The organism is Nitratidesulfovibrio sp. SRB-5 (genome assembly GCF_019931275.1).
In the GTDB taxonomy this organism is placed as follows: Bacteria; Desulfobacterota; Desulfovibrionia; order Desulfovibrionales; family Desulfovibrionaceae; genus Cupidesulfovibrio.
Window position 1 is genome coordinate 20,140 of the sequence record NZ_JAIOTY010000007.1, and the last position, 18,482, is coordinate 38,621.

The following is an 18,482-nucleotide window of genomic DNA, read 5'->3' on the forward strand; positions in this document are numbered from 1 at the left end:
AGGGAACGAAACGCCTGTCGTATAGGATAGCAAAGGGTGTGCCTGTTGCGCAAGAACGTGAGAGGCAGTCACCCCGATCGAATCGGATCGAATGGGGCCGAAACGGCATGGCCCGGGTATGTCGGGCGTACCGGGTGTGCCGGACGCGCCGGGTGTGCCAGCCACCGCGCATGACGGCGGCGTGCATGGCGACGAAGCACAGGACGGCGACGGGCAGGTCTTCGGGGGCATGACGGGGCAAAATGTCCGGCAGGGTCACCCCCGTTCGCGCAGGGCCATTTCCGCCAGGGCGTTGACGGTGGCGGCGGCCAGGGGCGAGCCGCCCTTGCGGCCCCGCAGGGCCAGGCAGGGCAGCCCCTGCGGGCCGTACTGGGACAGCGCGGCGGCACGTTCCAGAAACAGTTCCTTGGATTCCGCAGCGTTGACGAAGCCAACCGGCATGGCCACCACCAGCGCCGGGGGCGGGCCGCCCGCCGCCAGATGGTCCAGCAGTGCCAGCAGCGCGGTGGGGGCGTTGCCCACGGCCACGATGGCCCCGCCCAGCCGGTCGCCCGCCAGTTCCATGGCGGCGCGGGCGCGGGTGGTGCCGCGTTCCTGCGCGCGTTCCGCCGTGCCGGGCAGGGCGTGCAGGCAGGCCACGGTGCAGCCCAACGGGGCAAGGCGGCGCAGGGGCATGCCCGCGCGGGCCATTTCCGTGTCGGTGTAGATGGCGCAGCAGCGCGCAAGGGCGGCCACACCGGCATTTATGGCCGCATCCGGCAGGTGCAGGTGGGGCAGGATGTCGAAATCGGCGCAGGTGTGCACCAGCCGCCGCGCCACCTCCCAGGCCCGGCCCGTGAAGGGCTTGGGTTCTCCTGCTTCCTCGTCGATGATGGCGAAGGAACGGGCCTCGATGGCGTCGGGCGTGAAGGCGGGTTGCAGGCGCGGGTCCGCGTCGATGGAGCCGGAAGCGGAGGCCGCGCCGGTTGCCGGGGCGTCGGGGGTCAGGGGCATGGGATGTCTCCGGGGGCGGCGCAGGCAGCCACGAAGGCGCGCGCCACGGCGGGGTTGGAGCCGAAATGCAGGTGCACGTAAGAGCCGGACACCGAACCCGCGCACAGCCCTTCCGGGGCCAGCGGCGTGCCGTTGCGGTCGCGCAGGTTCCACATGAATTGGCCGGATTGGCCGGATTGCCCGGATTGCCCGACAGGGCCGAAGGGCGTCTCTTCCGGTGCGGTCTCCAGGTGCGAATAGTGGAATTCGTGGCCGCGCAGCACCGTGCCCGCCGGGCCGAAGGGTGAGCCGTGCAGGGTTTCCGCCTCGCGGTAGCCCAGGGCGCGCAGCCGTGCATCCATGCGGCACCGGGCGGGCAGGCAGCCGGTCATGGCATGGCGGGTGCCGTGCGTGTCGGTGATGGAGCGCATCAGGTACATGAAGCCGCCGCATTCCCCGTGCACCGGTCGACCCTGTGCGGCCAGGGCGCGTACGGCGGCCAGCATGGGGGCGTTGGCGGCCAGGCGCGCGGCGTGCAGTTCCGGGTAGCCGCCGGGCAGCAGCAGGCCGCCGAGGCCGCGTGGCAGTTCCGTGTCGTCCAGCGGTGAAAGGAGCACCGGCTCTGCCCCGGCCTCCTCCAGCAGGAACAGGTTTTCCGGGTACAGGAACGAGAAGGCCGCATCGCGGGCGATGCCGATGCGCACCCGGCGCGCCGGACCTTCGATCAGATGCGCGGCGGTGGCGCGGGTGGCGCGGGTGGAGTTGGACGCGGGGGCGGGCGATGGCGTGGTCAGGGTATCCGCCGTGGCGTGTGGGGCGTCGGGTGCAGGTGCCCCGGATGTCATTGAGGCCCCGTCTGTCCCGTCTGTCTCTGTCCCGTCTGTCCCGGACGCAATGGATGCCATGGGCGTGCAGCGGGCCAGCAGGCCGTCCAGGCTTTGCCCGGCAGCGGCCAGCCCGGCCTCGAACCAGTCGGCCAGCCGGGTGGCAAGGGCCGCCCATTCCAGTTCGTGGGCCTGGGCCAGCCCCAGATGGCGCGAGGGCAGGCCAAGGGCTTCATCGCGAGACAGCAGGCCCAGCAGGGGCACTTCCGGGCAATGGGTGGCCAGCGCCCCGCGCAGCAGGTCGCGGTGGCCGGGGCCGCCCACCCGGTTGCAGACCACCCCGGCAAAGCGCAGGGCCGGATCGAACCGGGTGTAGCCCCCCACCAGCGCCGCCGCCGAACGCGACATGCCGCGCACGTCGGCCACCAGCAGCACCGGGGCGTCCAGCAGGGCGGCCACCTCTGCCGTGGAGCCCTGTCCCCCGTCGGCGGATGCGCCGTCGTACAGGCCCATGACGCCTTCGATGACGGCGATGTCCGGTGCGTTGCGGGGCGCGTTGCTCGACGGTCCGTGCGGCTCACCGGACCGCACTGCGCGGGCGAACGAGCGGCGCACCCCTTGCGGGCCGCACATCCAGCCATCCAGGTTCCAGCCGGGGCGGCCGGTTACGGCGGCATGCAGGCCGGGGTCGATGTAGTCCGGCCCGGCCTTCAGGGGCTGCACGCGCAGGCCGCGCCTGGTCAGGGCGGCCATCAGGGCCAGCGTGGCCGTGGTCTTGCCGCAGCCGCTGTGGGTGCCCGCCACCACAAGGACGGGCATGCGGACGGGCGGCTGTGGGGTGGAGGGCATGGAGGAGTGCGTGGGCGCCGCGTCGCGCTCCGCCGGGCGGGTCATGCGATGTCGGCCTCGCCGGGCAGGCGGGGGGCGAACTTGGCGGCGATGATGGCCGCGTCCTCGTTCCGCGCGGAAACCTGCAACTCCGGCGCGCCGCCGTGACAGCGGAAGACGCCGTCCACCATGTCCACGTATCCGGCGGACAGCACGCGGGTGTAGGGCAGCTGTTCGCGCATGTCCGCGTGGTCCACCCGGTGCGGAAAGATGAACGGCACGGGGTGGCCGGAAAAGTCTTCGAAGATGATGTACTTCATGCGGTGCTCCCGATGGGTTTGCCGCATGGTACGGGCTTTGGCGGCGAAGGTCCACAGGCGCTGCGGCGGCACGGCGTCCCGGTGACGCAGATACTGGTGTGGCATGCAACAGTGGCCGCCCGCGTGCAGGTCGCGCGGCCGCAACGGGCATGTGGCGCGCCTTGCGGTGCGCGACATGCCCGTATGGCCGACACGGGACGATTCGTGCTGGCAATTGCACATGGCGGGATACCGTGCGTGTTGTTGCGTCAGTGAGTGCTCTGCATCATCCGCATGGTGCGTGCATCGCGGGCCGGTTTCGAAATGCGCCGTGCTGCGCCGCATGAAGACGCAACCGATTGTGGTTGACCCCGAAGGAAGGATTGTCGTAGGTTCGAAACGAGTTTCGTGCATGCCTCATATTCATCAAACAATAAAGGAGCGGCAATGACGGAGAGTTATCTGAAGGAGGCTCTGGACATCGTGAAGGCGCAGGCCAGTGTCCGGACCATGACCGAAGACGAGATCACCACCATGGTCCGGCGCCTTGCGGAAGGCATCCGGACCCTGAGCGAAGGTGGTGCGCTGCCCGAGAGCGGCGATGGCGCCGCAATGGACCCCAAGAAGGCCATCAAGGAAAAGTCCATTACCTGCTGCGAGTGCGGCAAGTCGTTCAAGATACTGACCAAGAAGCATCTGGCGACGCACGGGTTCACCCCTGAAACGTACCGCGAGAAGTGCGGCTACAAGAAGGGCACTCCGCTGGTCTGCAAGTCGTTGCAGCGTGAACGTCGCAAGAAGATGCGCGACATGAAGCTGTGGGAACGCCGCGGGGCGTAGCCTCGCGCAGCGGCCGACAAGAACGGAGCGGGCGATTTGCGGCGCCCGCTTTTTTTTTGCGGTCGGCCCGGTTTCATCCCCCTCCCCCCTCCTGCCGGGCATGGTGGCATTCCGGAGAAGGATGCGGATCGTCACCGGAAAAAAGCATGTCCCGGCTAAAGTGCTGCCCGGCTTCCTGCCGATAAGCACCCATGAAGAAAGACTCTTGCAGGGAACCTGCGGGAAACCCTGTTGCTGTTTGTTGACAGTGATTCCTGATAGCGCTACGCCCGCGTTTGACGCGCCGTGAATATCAGGCGCGCATGTTCGTCATCCCTGGGAGGGGCCATGTTTCGCAATCTCAGCCTGAAGTGGAAAATCCTCATCGTGGCGCTGGCCGGGCCGGTCATCGTGTCCGCCATCATGGCCTGGCAGCGCGTGGACGACATTCGTACCGGGGCTGAAGAGGCGATTCTCCAGAAAAGCCGGGCCGTGGTGCTCATGGCCGAGGCAACCCGCAACGAGATGGGCCGCAAGCTCGAAATCGGGCTGATGCGCCCGCTGGACGAACTGCCCAAGGACAAGGTGATGGACGCGGTGCCCGTGGTCACCGCCATGCGCATGGCCGCCCAGAACGCCGCGCAGGCGGGCTACGAATTCCGCGTGCCCAAGGTGCAGCCGCGCAACCCCGCCAACACGCCCACTCCGCTGGAACTTTCGACCATGCAGGAGATGGAGCGCGGCAACCTGGCGGAAAAGATCATCCGCACGCCTGACAAGATTTATTATTTCCGCCCCATCAAGCTGACCAAGGATTGCCTGTTCTGCCACGGCGACCAGGCCGGAACCCCCGACGTGGTGGGGGGCACCAAGGAAGGCTGGAAGGCGGGCGAGACCCATGGCGCCTTCGTGGTCATCAGTTCGCTGGAAAAGGCGCACGAGCAGGTCACGCAGGCGCGCATTGCCGTTGCCGGGTGGACCCTGCTGGTGCTGGCGCTGTTGTTCGCGGTGATCTGGGTGATCCTGAACCGGGGCATCATCGGGCCGCTGCTGCGCATCCGCCAGTTTGCCGGGCAGGTGGCCGGGGGCGCGCTGGACGCCCGCGCCGAGGGCGACTACGCCGCCGAACTGGGCGAAGTGAAGGGCGCCATAGAAACCATGGTGGGCAACCTGAAGCAGAAGATGCAGGAAGCCGACCAGCGCCGCGCCGACGCCGACGCCCACGCCTCCCGCGCGGAAGCGGCCCTGGCCGAGGCCCGCGAGCAGGAAGCCCGGGTCAACGACCTGTTGCAGCGCATGACCTCGGTGGCCGGAGAGGCTTCCACCATCGCCCAGCAGGTGTCGCTGGCGGCAGAGGCCCTGTCCGCCCAGGTGGAACAGGTTTCCGCCGGGGCGGAGCAGCAGTCCGCCCGCGCAGGCGAGACGGCCACGGCCATGGAGGAAATGAACGCCACCGTGCTCGAGGTGGCGCGCAGTTCCGGCAGCTCCGCCCAGAGCGCCGACGAGGCCAAATCCAAGGCCCAGGAGGGCGAACGGGTGGTCAGCGGCGCGGTGGAGGCCATCAGCCAGGTGCACGAGCAGGCCCAGGCCCTGCAAGGCGAAATGACCACCCTCGGCAAGCAGGCCGAGGACATTGGCCGGATCATGGACGTGATTTCGGACATCGCCGACCAGACCAACCTGCTGGCCCTGAACGCCGCCATCGAGGCGGCCCGCGCCGGTGACGCCGGGCGCGGCTTTGCCGTGGTGGCCGACGAGGTGCGCAAGCTGGCCGAAAAGACCATGAACGCCACCAAGGAAGTGGGCCAGGCCATCCAGTCCATTCAGGCCGGGGCACGCAACAACATCAAGGGCATGGAGACGGCGGCCGCCGCCGTGACCGAGGCCACGCGCATGGCCCGTGAATCGGGGCAGGCGTTGCAGAGCATCGTGTCCCTTTCGGAGGAAAACTCCGATCAGGTACGCTCCATCGCCACCGCCGCCGAGCAGCAGTCCGCCACCAGCGAGGAGATCAACCGCGCGGTGGAGGACATCAGCCGCATCGCCTCGGAAACGGCAGAGGGCATGAACCAGGCCGCCGGGGCCGTGCTGAAGCTGGCCGGGCTGGCCAAGGCCCTGGAGAGGCAGATCGATCAGTTGACCCACGGCTCGTCCAACTGACGCCCGGCGTCATATCCACGCATGATCGCGGCCCGTGCCCTTTCGGGGGTGCGGGCCGTTTGCATGGGGCATGCGGGGGTGCCGCCGCAGGGAGGATTTCCGCTGGCGGCGACGGGTGCGGAACGCGGCGCAAAACGGCGGAAAACCACCGCCCGGAGTGCATAAACCCGTGGCGGGGCCGGGCGAAACCGTGTAGGGGAGGAGCCATGTCGCACGTGAAGACCATCCGCGCCATCCGCCGCTTCTGCCTGGACTGTCAGGGCGGTGTCGCGCGCGAGGTGCGGCTGTGCCCGGACAGGGGCTGCGGCCTGTACGCGTGGCGGCTGGCGGGCATTGTGGCGGGCGGGTCCAATGGCGGCGGCAGGCACGACCACGCAGGGGACGGCGATGCCGACACGGACCCCGTGGCCGGTGCCTCCACCGGTTCGTCTGTCGGCAACCCGCTGCCGGGCGCGTTGCCGCTCATCGCCCAGACCCTGCCCGACGAACGCCCCGTGCGGGCAATCCGCCGTTACTGCATCGCCTGCTGCGGCGGCGAACGGGCAGAGGTGCGCACCTGCGACGCCCGCGACCGTTGCGCCCTGTGGTCCTACCGCTTCGGCGTGCTTCCGGAAACCTACCGCAAGGTCAAGGCCCGCCTGACGGGCCCCCGCACCCTGGTGCTGCCGGGCCTGCCCACCGGCACCAGCGGGTAGGCCCCGCTTTCCCTTTCATGCGTGTGCGCTTGCCGACGCCTTTTCGGATGCTTTCCGAAGGGCGTCGATCTTTTTCGTGCCTTGCCGCAGGCGCGTGCGGCAAGGGGCGCAGCAGCCGTTCTGGTCGCTGCCCGGCCTCAGGCCACGGGCATGCCCCGGCGCAGCCGGGCGCGGATGTCGGAAAGCTGGTCCTCCATGGCCGCAACGCGGGCCAGCAGGCGTGCTTCCTCGGTGGTGCGGTGCAGCACCGAACGCACGGCCCCGTGCTCGAACACCAGTCGCCGGTCGGCGGACAGGGCCAGCACAGGGTCGTGCGTGGCGATGACCACGATCTTGTCGCTGCGCAGCAACAGGTCCAGCGCGCGCCGTTTGTCCACCCCGGCGTTTTCGATCTCGTCGATGAGCAGCACCGGCGACCAGCTGAGCAGGGCCGCGTCGGCGATCATCAGCGCGCGCGACTGCCCGCCCGAAAGCTGGGTGAGCTGGGCGTCATCGGCAAACGGCTCGCCCGCAAGGTCGTTGGCCGCCGCCAGCACGGCGCGGGCCGTGGCGTCCGGGTCGGGCACGGCGCGGCTTTCGGCGTGCATGCGGATGAACGGCAGCGCGCGCATGTCCAGCACGAAGTTCATGTTCTGGGTCAGCTGGGCCACCAGCCGCCCTTGCAGGGCAAAGCGGCGGTCGGCGTCGGGTGCGGCGTCGTCCAGCAGGATGCGCCTGCCGGAGGGGGTGTCCGCGTCGGCCAGCGATTCGATGTCGTACAAGAAGCGGCTCTTGCCGGAGCCGGTAGGGCCGAGCAGGGCCGTAACCTCGCCGGGGCGGAAGGTGACGTCCGCGTGTTCGGCGCGGCCCGACTTGTCGCGCCCGGCCAGCACGGTGAGGGTGCGCAGCACCGGGGCGTCACTGGTGGCGGGAGGCGTGGCGTCTGCCGGATTGAGGGTGTTTGCCGGATTGGGGGCGTTGGCGCGGGTTGGAGACGTCATGGGCGCTCCCCGGATATGCCCGGTTCACGGGGCTCCTCCGGCCCGCCCGCCGCGTAGGCAGCCTCGCCCTCCGGGTCGCGCGCGGGCACGGCGGCGAACTCTGCCTTGCGCACGTTGCCCTTCTGGTAGCGCGCGCCGATGCGCGTCTCGCTCAGGCAGTACGAGCACACGGCGGCGGGCATGGCGAAGCGCAGCCGCATGTCCGTCACCGTGGCGATGTCCGGCGCGCGGGACAGCACCGTGGCCAGTTCCTGGCAGCCCTGCCCGGTCAGCCCGTTGATGTGGCGGATCAGCGCGCGCCCGTTCATCTGGCGGATGCGGTGGCGGTACACCTCGCGTTCCGCCTGCGAGACCAGGTCGCCCTTGGTCACCAGCACCATGTCCGCCAGGCGCAGCATGGGGCCGATCTTTTCCGGCGCGTCGATGCCCATCAGGTTGTCCACCACGCACAGGGCCAGCGCCCCGCGCAGGTGGGGCGAACAGCGGTTGCACAGCCCGGCGGTCTCGATGACGCAACACTCCGCCCCTGTCCCGGCGGCCCAGTCCCAGGCCTCTTCCAGGTTGGTGGCGAAGAAGTGGTCCGGGCACAGCCCGCCGGACAGCGCGGCCACGGCGGTGATGCCCGCCGCCGCGTAGGCGTCCGCGTCGCGGGTTTGCAGGCAGTCGAACTTGATCACCGCCGTGTGCACCCCCTGCGCCGCCAGCAGTCCGCAGGCGCGGGACAGCACCGCCGTCTTGCCGCACGAGGGCGGCCCGGCCACGGTCACGAGGCGCATGCCGCGTCTCCGGTAGGCCCGTGTCCGGCGTCTGCCGCGCGCGCCTTCACCAGCAGGCGGAATTCGCCGTTCAGCCGGTCGCGCAGGGCGGTGATGTCGGTGGCGCGGATGTAGTCCCAGCCAATCCACTTGATGGCGGCGCCCTGCGGCAGGCTTTCGGGCAGCGGCCCGGTCAGCGGCAGGAACCAGCGGGCGCTTTCTATCCGGCCGAACCCCGTGGCGAAAAAGTCGACCAGCCGGTCCAGCCGGGGCCGGGCGCTTCGTTTGGCCAGCATGTACAGGGGGCTGGCCGCCGCGCCATCCTCTGGCCACACGGTTTGCATGTGCTCCGGCTGGCGGGTGGTTTCCGCAAAGAAGTACGGCAGGATGTAGATGCCCCCGGCCTGCGGCGCGCCGCCGGACCTGGCCATGCGCGAGGAATGCATGAGCCCGCGCGTGTTGGCCGCAAACCGGGCAATGCCCTGCATGCCGAAGTCCTTGTGGAGGGACAGCAGCACCGCGTCGGCCATGTCGTCGCCGTCGCCGCACATGTTCACCTGCCCGGCGTAGCGCGGGTCCAGCAGGTCGGCCCAGCGGCGTGGCACGGGCAGGTCGCCCAGCCGCTTGCGGTCGATGAGGAAGATGTACGGGGTCAGCCCGTAGACCAGATAGCGCCCGTCCGGGTCCACGATGCCCGCCGCGTGGTGCATGGGGGTGACGCCCGCGGGCAGCGGCGCGGCGAACACGCCCGCATCGACGAAACGTTCAACGAAGCCGCGCCGGAAGAAGTCGCCGAAGCCGATGGAGGCGATGATCTGCGGCAGGCGGTCGGGGTCGGTTTCCCTGTGCAGCGGGTCGTACGGGTCCACCGAGGTGCAGCCCATGGGAATGTGCACGGCAAGGGAGTCGCCCGTGCCCGTGTGCGCGTCAGCCAGCGCGTCAAGGGCGTCCTTCACCGCCAGCTTCACCGGGCAGGGCGCGTAGAACAGCAGGTCTGCCGGGGACAGGGGCGGGGACAGGGGCGGGTGCAGGGGCGGGGACGGCGGCTGGCGGTCCTCGTCAGCCATGCGGCTCACTGACCGGATGAGGTCGTCGAGGTTTTTCATGCGGCGGCTCCTGTGTCGGAAGCGACAAAAACGGCGCGTGCGACGCGGCGTATGGCGCCATGCGACGAAAGTGTCGCGGCGCGGGGCAGGGAACCGACGACAGCAAGCGGCATGCCGCAGGCGGCATGGACACGAAGTATCAGCGTTGGGCGGCCTCGCGGCGGCGGGCCAGCACCCCCACCAGCAGGGCCAGCCCCAGCGCGGCCAGCCAGCCCAGGCGCAGGGCGTGGAATTCCAGCGCGCGGGGGGTGGGCGCGCCGGTGGGCTCGGCCTGCTCCGCCTGTCCCGCCTGTCCCACCTGTCCGGCCTGCCCGGCCACGCCTGTGCCCGGCTTTTTCGATCCCACCGCCGCCGGGGCCCATGCGCCCAGCCAGTAGTCGGTGCCGGGCACGGCCAGGGTGTAGGCCCTGCGCGCCTCGGAGCGGCCCTCGCCAAGGTCCGCCGTCCATTCGGTAAAGCCGCCACCCGAACGGGCCGTGTCCATCATGCGCTGCACGAAGCGCATCCCGTGCACGTCGGTGGCCCCGCCAAAGTCCACGCCGCCCGCGTCGGGCAGGGTGGGGGTGTGCACGTTCACCGTCCCGCGCGAAAGGAACACGTAATCCCAGTGGGCGGCACTGGTGCGCACCGGGTCCACCGCGCGCACCAGCAGTTCGCGCCGGGCGTTTTCGTCGGGCTGGGTGGCGGCCAGTTCGCCCAGCGCCTGGGCCAGCGCGGTCACCGTGGCGGCCAGGCGGCTGTCGCGGGCTTCCGTCAGCAGGGTCTGCTCGCGCGCGGCGGTGACGGCGGACAGCGGCGCCATGGTGCACTGGGCCAGGAACAGGCCTGCGGCGGCGGGCAGCAGGGCCCGGAAAAAGACTCGGCCGGACACGTGGCGCGCCAGAAACCGGCCCAGGGCGCCACACGCGGCAAGGAACATCGCCCCGGCGCGGGTGGCCAGCCTGTGGACAACTTCCAGCAACTGTTCCGGAAAGGGCGGGGGAAACGACGGCGTCGGGGAAGGGGATGGTTGGGGCATGGGGGCCTCCTGTCGGCCAGCACTGTAGCCGGGATGGGCCGCAAGGTGAAGGCTTGTCCGAGTGGCAGGTGGCAGAAAAGAAAAACTGTCTCGAAGGAGGTGGGGATGGCGGGCGGAAAAAAGCAATCGGCCCGCATCGACCCGCCCTCTGTTGCCAGAGGTGGCGGGCCGACACGGGCCGATGCGGGCCCCTTGGGGCGGAAGAATGCAGGGGAGGGCGTGTCCGGTATCCGGCGTGGCCCGGCTGATGGCGGGCCGGGCGGTGCTATTCGCCCTTCTTCTTGTGCGACGAGCGGAACCGCACCCGCATCGGGGCGTGCTCGATGCGGAACATCCTGCGCAGGGCCTTTTCCACGTAGCGGGCGTACGGCGTCTGGATGCGGTCGGCATCGTTGACGAAGAACACGAACGTGGGCGGGTTGGTCTCCGCCTGGGTCAGGTAGAAGAACTTGGGCCGCAGCCGACGCACCACCGGGGGCTGGTGGCGGGTGAGCACCTCTTCCATGGCCCGGTTGAGCTGGCCGGTGCCCACGCGCACATGGCACTCGGCGCGGACGCGCTCCGCCATGGGCAGCACGGGGCCAAGCCCCTTGCCCGACTTGGCGGACACGTACAGCAGCGGCACGTGGGGGCAGAATTCCAGCATGCCCTTGAACGAGGCCTCCAGGTCCGGCATCAGTTTGCGCGGCACCAGGTCGATCTTGTTCACCAGCACCATGAACGGCGTCTTGCGTTCGTCCAGCAGGTCCACCAGCCGCTTGTCCTGCTGGGTGACGCCTTGCAGCGCGTCGAGCACCAGCAGGGTGACGTGGGCCTTGGTGGTGCTTTTGAGCGAGGCGTTGACGCTGTAACGCTCCACCGAATCGGTGATGCGCGAGCGGCGGCGCACCCCGGCGGTGTCCACGAAGGTGATGGTCTGCTCGCCCGACTCGAAGCTGACGTCCACGCTGTCGCGGGTGGTGCCCGCCATGTCGCTGACGATCATGCGCTGCTGGCCGGTAAGGGCGTTGACCAGCGACGACTTGCCCGCGTTGGGGCGGCCCAGCATGGCCAGGCGCAGGTGGGTGGGGTCGTAGGCGGGGCCTTTGGCCTCGGCGGCGGGTTCGCCGTCTTCCGCGCCATCGGCGTCCGCGTCGCCTTCACCCTCGGGGGCATCAAGGTCGTCCGCGTCGTCGCCGTCTTCGCCGTTTGCCGCGCCTTCTTCCTCGGGCTCGTCGGGCAGCATTTCGCGCATTTCGTCTTCCAGCACGCGCACGTTGTGCCCATGCGCGGCGGAAACGGGCAGCAGCGGAAAGCCCAGGGCGTGAAATTCGGCCAGCATCTCGTCTTCGCGCTCCACGCCGTCCACCTTGTTCACCACCACCAGCACGGGCTTGCCCGCGCGGCGCAGGTGGGCGGCCAGGTGTTCGTCGAAGGGGGTCAGCCCGTCGCGGCCATCCACCACCAGGCAGATGCCCACGGCTTCGGCCATGGCGGCTTCGGCCTGGCGCAGGATTTCCGCTTCGAAGCCCCGGATGCCTTCCGGCCCCTGGGCCACGGCGGCGTGGGCGTCCAGGGTGATGCCGCCGGTATCCACGATGGCGAAGGTCTGCTTGCCGCGCGAGCGCACCTGGCCTTCCATGCGGTCGCGGGTGACGCCGGGCCGGTCGTGGGTGATGGCCCGGTTGGCACGGATGAGCCGGTTGAACAGGGTGGACTTGCCCACGTTGGGGCGGCCCACCAGCGCGATCTTGGGCAGGTGCGTGGTGACGGGCGCGGACGGGGCGGGGGGCTGGGCTATGGGCATGGCGTTCTCTGACTGTGGGATGACATGGGATGACGGGAGGGCGGCAGGGCCGCCGATGGGGCACAGCGTAGCCCGGCGGGGCGCGTCGCGCAATGCGGCACACGGGGCCGGGCGGGTGCGTGCGGAAATTTTCGATGTGCCGGTGGTTGCAGCCGGGGCGCGGGCCTTGTGCGGCATCCGCGCCGCTGCCTGGCGGGCGCGTTCACGCGTGACCGGCGAACTTTTGGCGAGATATCGGCGAGATATCAGCGAGAGTTTGGAATGACGGGCGCGTAACGGGAGTGTGCCCATTACCCCAAGCGCGCCATGATGGCAAGAACTAGATGCGAAGTGGCGCGGGGCGGCGCGGCCTGATGCCGAGTGGCGCGGGCGCCACGCAACGCCTGACCGCGGGAAGGATGGCATTCCGGCGCCATGCGTTGCACCGCCGGGCGAGTGCGGCTACATTGGCCGCCAAGGTGGCGTGGCATCGTTAGCCCGGCATGCCGTGTCGGCCCGCGCACCGCATTCCCTCCGCTCCCCGTTCGCAAGCCCGCAGGAGGCGCATCCGTGAAGCAGCTGCTTTCCACCCGCGAGGTGGCCAAGGTGCTCGGCGTCAACGAAAAGATGGTCTACAGCCTGATCACCGAAAAGGGCCTGCCCGCCACCAAGGTGACCGGCAAGTGGCTGTTCCCCGCGCATCTGGTGGAACAGTGGCTGGAAAACAACACCGTGAACCATCCGGAGCGCGCGGGCGGCACGGTGCAGCCGGGCGGCGGCGTGCTGGTGCTGGCGGGCAGCAACGACCTGCTGCTGGACAAGGCCATGGGGTTGTTCGCGGACCTGAACCCCGGCCACATCGCGGCCTTTGCCAACCTGGGCAGCATGGGCGGCCTGCGGGCCATGCGCGAGGGGCTGTGCCACATGGCGGCCAGCCACCTGATGGAGGGCGGCCCCGGCCACGCGGCGGAACCTGCCGCACCCGGCTCGGCCCCGGCGGGCGGCGGCACGGGGGGCAAGCCGGGGCGCGACTACAATTTCGGCCACGCCCGGCAAGAGCTGGATGAGGCCCCGGCGGTGGTCAACTTCTGCATCCGCGAGCAGGGCTATCTGGTGGCCCCCGGAAATCCCAACGCCGTGCGCGACGCGGGCGACATCGTGCGCAAGGGGCTGCGGGTGGTCAACAGGCCGCTGGGCACGGGCACGCGGCTGCTGTTCGACACCGAACTTTCCCGCGTGGGGGCGGACCCCCTGCGCATTCCCGGCTACGGCACAGAGGTGCGCCGCCATCTGGACGCGGGCATCGAGGTGCTGGCGGGCCGGGCCGACGCGGCCCCCGGCATCCGCGCCGTGGCCGGGCTGCTGGGCCTTGGCTTCGTGCCGGTGCAGCGCGAGCGGTTCGACCTGCTGGTGCCCCGCGCCCGCTATTTCGACCGGGGGGTGCAGCTGTTTCTGGGCATGCTGGTGGACGCGCGCTTCCGCGCCCTGGCCGACGGCTTCGAGGGGTACGACCTGTCGCGGGCCGGGCGGGTGGTGTTTCCCGGGGACGCGCCGTAAGGCGGCGTTGGAGGGGGGGGGCGGTCCGCGACGGCGCACGTGGGCAGGGCACGACATCCTGAAGCTGGCGCGCGCTATTGCGCCCGACCCGACCATGCCCCGCAAGGCGCAGCATGGCACGCAAAAAGCCAAGGGGCACTCCGGCTGTGGCCGTGGTGCCCCTTTTCTTGTGGATGTGCGCGGAGGTTCGCCGTGCCTAGGCGTCGCGTTCCGTGTCCGGCGTGAAGTTTTCCGGCGCGCCGGTGTCGCGGGCAGCGGGGGACGTTTCGGCGTCCGGCCCCCGGTCGCCGTGCGGGCCGTGCGGGCCGAACCCGTCGTGACGGCCCCGGCCTCCCCGGCCACCATGTCCGCCATGTCCGGCGCGTCCCCCGTGGCCACCATGACCTCCGTGGCCATGCCCGCAGCATCCGCCGCGCCCCTCTTCCGCATCGGCGCGGCCCTGGGCACCGTCGGGACCGTGCGCCGCATGGCAGCAGCCCTGCCCATGCGGGCCGTGATGTCCATGGGGGCCATGCCCGTGACGGCCGCCGTGCCCTTCATGATCGTCCGGGGCGGCGTCCTCGCCCCCGCAGCAGCCGTGGCGGCCCCTGCCGTGTCCATGCCCGTGCCCGCCCATGCGGCGGCAGGCCCCGGGCTCGCCGTCCCTGGCCTCCAGCGAGGCGATGAGCTTGTCCAGCAAGGCGGAAAGGTTTTCCTGCTCCTCTGCGGTCAGACCGGCCAGGGTGGCTTCCGCCGCGTCCTTGCGGGCCTGGCGCACCTCGTCCACCATGGACCGTCCCTTTTCGGTCAGGAACACGGCGCTCATGCGCTGGTCTTCCTCGTGGCGGCGGCGTTCGATGCTGCCATCGCGCGAAAGCTTGTCCAGCAGTTCGCTGAGTGAAGGCGGCTGCACGCGCAGCAGGGCCGCCAGGTCGCGCGGGCTCAGCCCGTCCCGCTCGGCCAGCATGGCGAGAACCCGGCCCTGGCCCCGATGCGCGCCGCCGCGACCGCCATGCGGGCCGTGCCCCCGGTGCAGCAGGTTCATGCAGTAATGCAACTGGTGAAACAGTTTTTCGGTGGTGGAAACGTTCATGTGTGTCTCCTTGATCTGTCTTTGGTTAGGTGCCTAACAAGACGGATACAGGCATCCGGCAGGCGGGGTCAAGGGGAATTTATTAGGTGCCGAAATAATTTTCGGCGCAGCCTGGAACGGAAAAAGCCCCCTGCCGTGGCGGCAAGGGGCTTCCTGATGTTTTCGGGCTGTTGCGTTGCAGGGCTAGTAGCCCAGCAGACTTTCCCGCCCGGCCACCGAAGGCCGCATGTCGCGCTTGCCGGGTTTTCCCCCGCTTTCGAAGCGCACCAGGATCATGCCCGCGAACTTTTCGCCCCGGTACACTTCCACCCGGTAGATGTTGCCCGACTTGTCGATGGAGAAGCGGTTCTGGAAGTCCTTCTTGCGGATGGGCACATCGCATTCGCTGTCGTCGCGTGCGTCGGGCCGGGCCACCTGCGCGCCGATGGCGTTGACGCGAAAGCCGTCCACGGGGTGCACGGTGAAGGTGTCGCGCACGCTGACCATGCGCCCGAAGGGCACCACCAGCTTGCGGCCATCCACGTCCAGCGAGAGCGAGCCGGGGCCGTCTGTGTATTCGCGCCATTCGGGGGTGATGCGCGTCAGCGCCCGGTTGCCGTAGAACACCCGGTAGCCGTCGTCCTCGTCCACCACGGCCAGGATGGGCTTGGTGGCGGTGAACGATACCTTTTCACCCTTCTTGAGCGGAATGTACCCCAGCGAGGCGCGCACGTCGTCCAGCGGCAGGTACAGCCGCTGGTCGAAGAAGGCCACGGCCACGTCGCTTTCCAGCGCGGCCAGCACGCCGCGCGGGGTCATGGCGAAGTCGCGCTTGAAGCCCACGCCCATCTGGCGCAGGAACGATTCCAGCACCCGCAGGTGGTAGTAGGCGCGCTGTTCGGTGGAAAAGTCCTTGCTGGCCTCTATGCCGAAGGCGGGCTTGCCGTGGCGGATGGCGAAGAAGGTCAGGGTCTTCTCCATCTCGTGGTCGCCTTCCGCCGTGCGGGTGTTCTTCAGGTGGTACTCGTGCATGGGGCTGAGCAGGCCGCCGTTGGCCTCGCGCACGGCCTTCTGACCCATGGCCGCAAGGTCGCCGTGGCGCGCGCCGGGCAGGGTGGCCTGGTCGATGATCACGCTTTGTCCCCAGCGCATGGGGTTGCGCATGGGGCCTTCGTTCCTGGGGCGGTAAAAGCCGCTGCCGTCGTGCAGGTTCAGGATGATGTCCACCTGCTTGTCGAGGATGATGTCCTTGATGCGGCTGACGGTGTCGTATTCCGGGTCGTCCTTGCGCAGGGCGGCGAACTTGCGGTTCATGTCGCCGTTGGGCCCGCGCGAGCGCTTGACCATGCTGGAAAAGTTGAGGTTGGGCACCACCCACACCGAGCCGCCCGTGATGGCGTAATGGGTGACCAGCATCGACGCGGCGGAAAAGCCGCCCGGTTCGTCGCCCTGTATGCCGCCCACCACCAGCACGGTGGGCCCGTTGCCGGTGCCCAGCTTGTACAGGTTGAAGTCCAGTTCGGTGTGGCGGGGCGGGGCCTTGGCCAGGTCGACGGTGGTGATGGCGGCGGGCGCGGGGCTGGCCGAGGCCACGGCCTGCGTGGTGGCGGGCCGCTTGGCCTGGGCGGGCGATGCCGCCAGCGCGGGCGCGGCGTGCAGGCAGAGCAGCGCGGCAAGGCAGTACAGCCAGGGGCGTATGGCGCGGCGGCGTGCGGAGGTGCGCGGTGCGTTGCGGTGCGTCATCATGCGGTGGCGACCTTGATGTGCCAGGGTTCGAAGCGGACCCCCAGCATGTTGTCCTGCGGATAGCGCAGGGTGATGTAACCCAGTTCCTCCAGCCGCCGGAATACCGGGGTGGCGGTGAAGGCAGAGGTGAAGTTGCGCGCGCCGTAACCGCGCTGGCCCACGTCGAAGTCGCCTATGCCGTGGAACGAATACCCCGGCGGGGCCAGCGAGCGCGAGGCCAGCGACAGGTTGCCGCCGTTGGTGGATGCCTTGGTGAGGAACAGGTGGAACTGCTTCATGATGCCGCGCACGCCGGAGGTGAGCACCACGTCCTCGCCCAGCAGGCGGCGGATGGTTTCCCACGTGGTGCGCGGTTCGCCCTGGTAGACGTAGTTGCCCATGCCCGGCACCTTGTACACCTCGCGCGAGGGGATGGTGGCGGTCAGCGAGTTCAGCGGCTTCATGCCCATGAACCCGTAGGCGGATGCGTCCGCATGGAACAGTTCGTCGATGAGGGCCAGCTCCTGCGGGCTGAAGGCCCCGACAGCCGGGTAACTGCGGGCCACCCGCACCGCGTCGTCGAAGCCGAGCAGGTAGAAGAAACCGTGCCCCACGGTGCGCTCCAGACGGCCCAACCTGTCGGTGGCGGCGTGCAGCACGGGAATGCGCTGGGGCGGCAGGGTGATGTCGCTGGGGTGGGGGCTGTCGAACCGGCGCATCTTGAACAGGTAGTCGCGCACGGCGTCGTCTATGCCTGGGGGGGCGTCCAGGTCGCCGGAATGGTCCGACTGCTGGGCGACAAGGTCGTCGTCCTGCGGGGGGGTGGAACCCTTGATACCGGACGCCGACGGGGCAGGCGCGGTAGCGCCCGACATGGGGGACGGGGAAGACCCGGCGCCCGATGCGCCCGATGCGCCCGATGTGGCGGATGTGGCGGACCCCAGCGGGCCGCTGCCGCGCCGCAGGGCGGGGCGGACTGCAGGCCCGGCAAGGGCGGTGCCCATGGCGGCCAGATGCAGCGCACAAGCGCACGCGGCGATGAGAAACCGTCGTCTGTTCATGTGCCCGTTGCGTGTCCCCGAAAGTGTGGTCCCGGATGCCGGATGCGCGTTGCGCTGTCCCGGTGGTGTCGCCGTAAGCGACTCCGGATGCGGACAGGACGCGGCACGGCTGCGGCACGGGATGCGCTGGGCGTGCGGTCCGGTGCTGCCCGAACCTGCTTAGCCAGCCGGACCTGCCGCAGGATGTACCGGCAGTGTCCCGCGACGTTTGGATGAAGCCCGGACGAGCCGCGCCCCACCGCCATGCGCCGGGGGAACCCTATCCGAAATCCGCGCGGAACTCAAAGGGCGGGGAAGGCCGTGCATCCAGCGGTACTTGCCTGTGGGAGCCGAAGGTCGCCAAGCCGGATGGCACGTCCGGAGTGACCTTCAGTGTAGACAGTACTGGCAGCACCGGCGGCACCTGCGCAGGTCGGGACGGGTTATTTGCCGGTCTTTGTTTTGGGTGTGAGTTTCAGCCGTTTCGCTTCGGCCTGCCGAAGCTGTCGTATTCCATGCGCTTCACCACACGGCCATCGGGGTCCAGCAGCGCCTTTGGCGTGCCCACCTGGTCGCACCCGATGCGGAAGGTGACGGAACGCTGCGGCGCGGCGGGTTCCCCGGCCTTGCGGAAGAGGGACAGGTCCAGCAGGCCCCCTTCCAGATTGTCGAGTGCCGGGCCGCATACGGTGACGGCCTCGGGCACGCGGCCCCCGCCGTAATGAAAAGTGTAGTCCGAGCCGGTGCGGTGGTCGCGGAAGCGGGCCAGGCGCAGCGGGTCGAGCCACTGGTATTCCTCGCCGGGCGCGTCGTTGCGCAACACCATGAAGGGCATGCCGTTGTCGCCGAAACGGTAGCGAATGATGTCGCCGCCGGGCAGCACCACCG

The 18,482-nt window shown here is 69.6% G+C and carries 16 protein-coding genes; 4 read left to right on the top strand and 12 right to left on the bottom strand.

Going from position 1 to position 18,482, the window contains the following annotated elements; all coding sequences use genetic code 11:
* Positions 1–255: 255 nt before the first annotated feature.
* Genes K6142_RS16385 through K6142_RS16395 form a run of 3 tightly spaced genes read right to left on the bottom strand, consistent with a single transcriptional unit; the run spans position 256 to position 2,944 of the window.
* Positions 256–993, bottom strand: coding sequence for a precorrin-8X methylmutase (locus K6142_RS16385; RefSeq protein ID WP_190243747.1), 738 nt, complete (start codon positions 991–993; stop codon positions 256–258).
* A complete protein-coding gene (locus K6142_RS16390) occupies positions 984–2,690 on the bottom strand; it encodes a cobyrinate a,c-diamide synthase (protein WP_223290219.1) in 1,707 nt (568 codons plus the stop codon). The genes K6142_RS16385 and K6142_RS16390 overlap by 10 nt, the downstream gene beginning before the upstream one ends.
* Entirely contained in the window at positions 2,687–2,944 is a 258-nt protein-coding gene (locus tag K6142_RS16395; protein ID WP_190243748.1) for a hypothetical protein, read from the bottom strand. The genes K6142_RS16390 and K6142_RS16395 overlap by 4 nt, the downstream gene beginning before the upstream one ends.
* A 426-nt stretch (positions 2,945–3,370) precedes the next feature.
* Here K6142_RS16395 and K6142_RS16400 point away from each other — a divergent pair, with 426 nt between their 5' ends.
* The 3 genes from K6142_RS16400 to K6142_RS16410 all read left to right on the top strand — a co-directional run bounded on the left by K6142_RS16400 (position 3,371) and on the right by K6142_RS16410 (position 6,597).
* A complete protein-coding gene (locus K6142_RS16400; RefSeq protein ID WP_190243749.1) occupies positions 3,371–3,763 on the top strand; it encodes a MucR family transcriptional regulator in 393 nt (130 codons plus the stop codon).
* A gap of 327 nt (positions 3,764–4,090) precedes the next feature.
* A complete protein-coding gene (locus tag K6142_RS16405) occupies positions 4,091–5,902 on the top strand; it encodes a methyl-accepting chemotaxis protein (protein ID WP_190243750.1) in 1,812 nt (603 codons plus the stop codon).
* A gap of 206 nt (positions 5,903–6,108) precedes the next feature.
* A complete protein-coding gene (locus K6142_RS16410; RefSeq protein ID WP_190243751.1) occupies positions 6,109–6,597 on the top strand; it encodes a hypothetical protein in 489 nt (162 codons plus the stop codon).
* 137 nt (positions 6,598–6,734) lie between these two features.
* Here the strand turns inward: K6142_RS16410 and K6142_RS16415 are convergent, their stop codons facing one another.
* The 5 genes from K6142_RS16415 to der all read right to left on the bottom strand — a co-directional run bounded on the left by K6142_RS16415 (position 6,735) and on the right by der (position 12,242).
* Positions 6,735–7,577: an ATP-binding cassette domain-containing protein gene (locus K6142_RS16415; protein ID WP_223290220.1), complete on the bottom strand. Its 843-nt coding sequence runs from the start codon at positions 7,575–7,577 to the stop codon at positions 6,735–6,737.
* Positions 7,574–8,353, bottom strand: coding sequence for a GTP-binding protein (locus tag K6142_RS16420; protein ID WP_190243752.1), 780 nt, complete (start codon positions 8,351–8,353; stop codon positions 7,574–7,576). Before K6142_RS16420 ends, K6142_RS16415 begins: the two co-directional genes overlap by 4 nt.
* Positions 8,341–9,438, bottom strand: coding sequence for an ABC transporter substrate-binding protein (locus K6142_RS16425; protein WP_190243753.1), 1,098 nt, complete (start codon positions 9,436–9,438; stop codon positions 8,341–8,343). Before K6142_RS16425 ends, K6142_RS16420 begins: the two co-directional genes overlap by 13 nt.
* 139 nt (positions 9,439–9,577) lie before the next feature.
* Entirely contained in the window at positions 9,578–10,456 is an 879-nt protein-coding gene (locus tag K6142_RS16430; protein ID WP_190243754.1) for a cache domain-containing protein, read from the bottom strand.
* Between the two features lie 265 nt (positions 10,457–10,721).
* A complete protein-coding gene (der, locus tag K6142_RS16435; RefSeq protein ID WP_190243755.1) occupies positions 10,722–12,242 on the bottom strand; it encodes a ribosome biogenesis GTPase Der in 1,521 nt (506 codons plus the stop codon).
* Between the two features lie 549 nt (positions 12,243–12,791).
* On the opposite strand from der, the gene K6142_RS16440 reads away from it, so the two are divergent.
* Positions 12,792–13,778 (top strand): helix-turn-helix transcriptional regulator, encoded by a 987-nt coding sequence (locus tag K6142_RS16440; protein ID WP_190243756.1) that lies wholly within the window; start codon positions 12,792–12,794, stop codon positions 13,776–13,778.
* Between the two features lie 196 nt (positions 13,779–13,974).
* Here K6142_RS16440 and K6142_RS16445 read toward each other — a convergent pair whose 3' ends face one another.
* The 4 genes from K6142_RS16445 to K6142_RS16460 all read right to left on the bottom strand — a co-directional run.
* A complete protein-coding gene (locus K6142_RS16445) occupies positions 13,975–14,850 on the bottom strand; it encodes a MarR family winged helix-turn-helix transcriptional regulator (protein ID WP_190243757.1) in 876 nt (291 codons plus the stop codon).
* Between the two features lie 183 nt (positions 14,851–15,033).
* Positions 15,034–16,575, bottom strand: coding sequence for a M14 family metallopeptidase (locus K6142_RS16450; protein ID WP_190243758.1), 1,542 nt, complete (start codon positions 16,573–16,575; stop codon positions 15,034–15,036).
* Positions 16,572–17,615: a M15 family metallopeptidase gene (locus tag K6142_RS16455; protein WP_190243759.1), complete on the bottom strand. Its 1,044-nt coding sequence runs from the start codon at positions 17,613–17,615 to the stop codon at positions 16,572–16,574. Before K6142_RS16455 ends, K6142_RS16450 begins: the two co-directional genes overlap by 4 nt.
* Positions 17,616–18,069: 454 nt before the next feature.
* A partial coding sequence (locus K6142_RS16460; protein ID WP_223380948.1) for a hypothetical protein occupies positions 18,070–18,482 on the bottom strand: 413 nt, incomplete at its 5' end.

What these genes read in the sequence shown, in the direction of transcription:
- K6142_RS16415 (WP_223290220.1), bottom strand. Translation starts at nt 7,577, where the DNA reads ATGACGTCTCCAACCCGCGCCAACGCCCCCAATCCGGCAAACACCCTC.
- K6142_RS16405 (WP_190243750.1), top strand. Translation starts at nt 4,091, where the DNA reads ATGTTTCGCAATCTCAGCCTGAAGTGGAAAATCCTCATCGTGGCGCTG.
- K6142_RS16425 (WP_190243753.1), bottom strand. Translation starts at nt 9,438, where the DNA reads ATGAAAAACCTCGACGACCTCATCCGGTCAGTGAGCCGCATGGCTGAC.
- K6142_RS16420 (WP_190243752.1), bottom strand. Translation starts at nt 8,353, where the DNA reads ATGCGCCTCGTGACCGTGGCCGGGCCGCCCTCGTGCGGCAAGACGGCG.
- K6142_RS16430 (WP_190243754.1), bottom strand. Translation starts at nt 10,456, where the DNA reads ATGCCCCAACCATCCCCTTCCCCGACGCCGTCGTTTCCCCCGCCCTTT.
- K6142_RS16395 (WP_190243748.1), bottom strand. Translation starts at nt 2,944, where the DNA reads ATGAAGTACATCATCTTCGAAGACTTTTCCGGCCACCCCGTGCCGTTC.
- K6142_RS16450 (WP_190243758.1), bottom strand. Translation starts at nt 16,575, where the DNA reads ATGATGACGCACCGCAACGCACCGCGCACCTCCGCACGCCGCCGCGCC.
- K6142_RS16390 (WP_223290219.1), bottom strand. Translation starts at nt 2,690, where the DNA reads ATGACCCGCCCGGCGGAGCGCGACGCGGCGCCCACGCACTCCTCCATG.
- der (WP_190243755.1), bottom strand. Translation starts at nt 12,242, where the DNA reads ATGCCCATAGCCCAGCCCCCCGCCCCGTCCGCGCCCGTCACCACGCAC.
- K6142_RS16410 (WP_190243751.1), top strand. Translation starts at nt 6,109, where the DNA reads ATGTCGCACGTGAAGACCATCCGCGCCATCCGCCGCTTCTGCCTGGAC.
- K6142_RS16445 (WP_190243757.1), bottom strand. Translation starts at nt 14,850, where the DNA reads ATGAACGTTTCCACCACCGAAAAACTGTTTCACCAGTTGCATTACTGC.
- K6142_RS16455 (WP_190243759.1), bottom strand. Translation starts at nt 17,615, where the DNA reads ATGAACAGACGACGGTTTCTCATCGCCGCGTGCGCTTGTGCGCTGCAT.
- K6142_RS16400 (WP_190243749.1), top strand. Translation starts at nt 3,371, where the DNA reads ATGACGGAGAGTTATCTGAAGGAGGCTCTGGACATCGTGAAGGCGCAG.
- K6142_RS16385 (WP_190243747.1), bottom strand. Translation starts at nt 993, where the DNA reads ATGCCCCTGACCCCCGACGCCCCGGCAACCGGCGCGGCCTCCGCTTCC.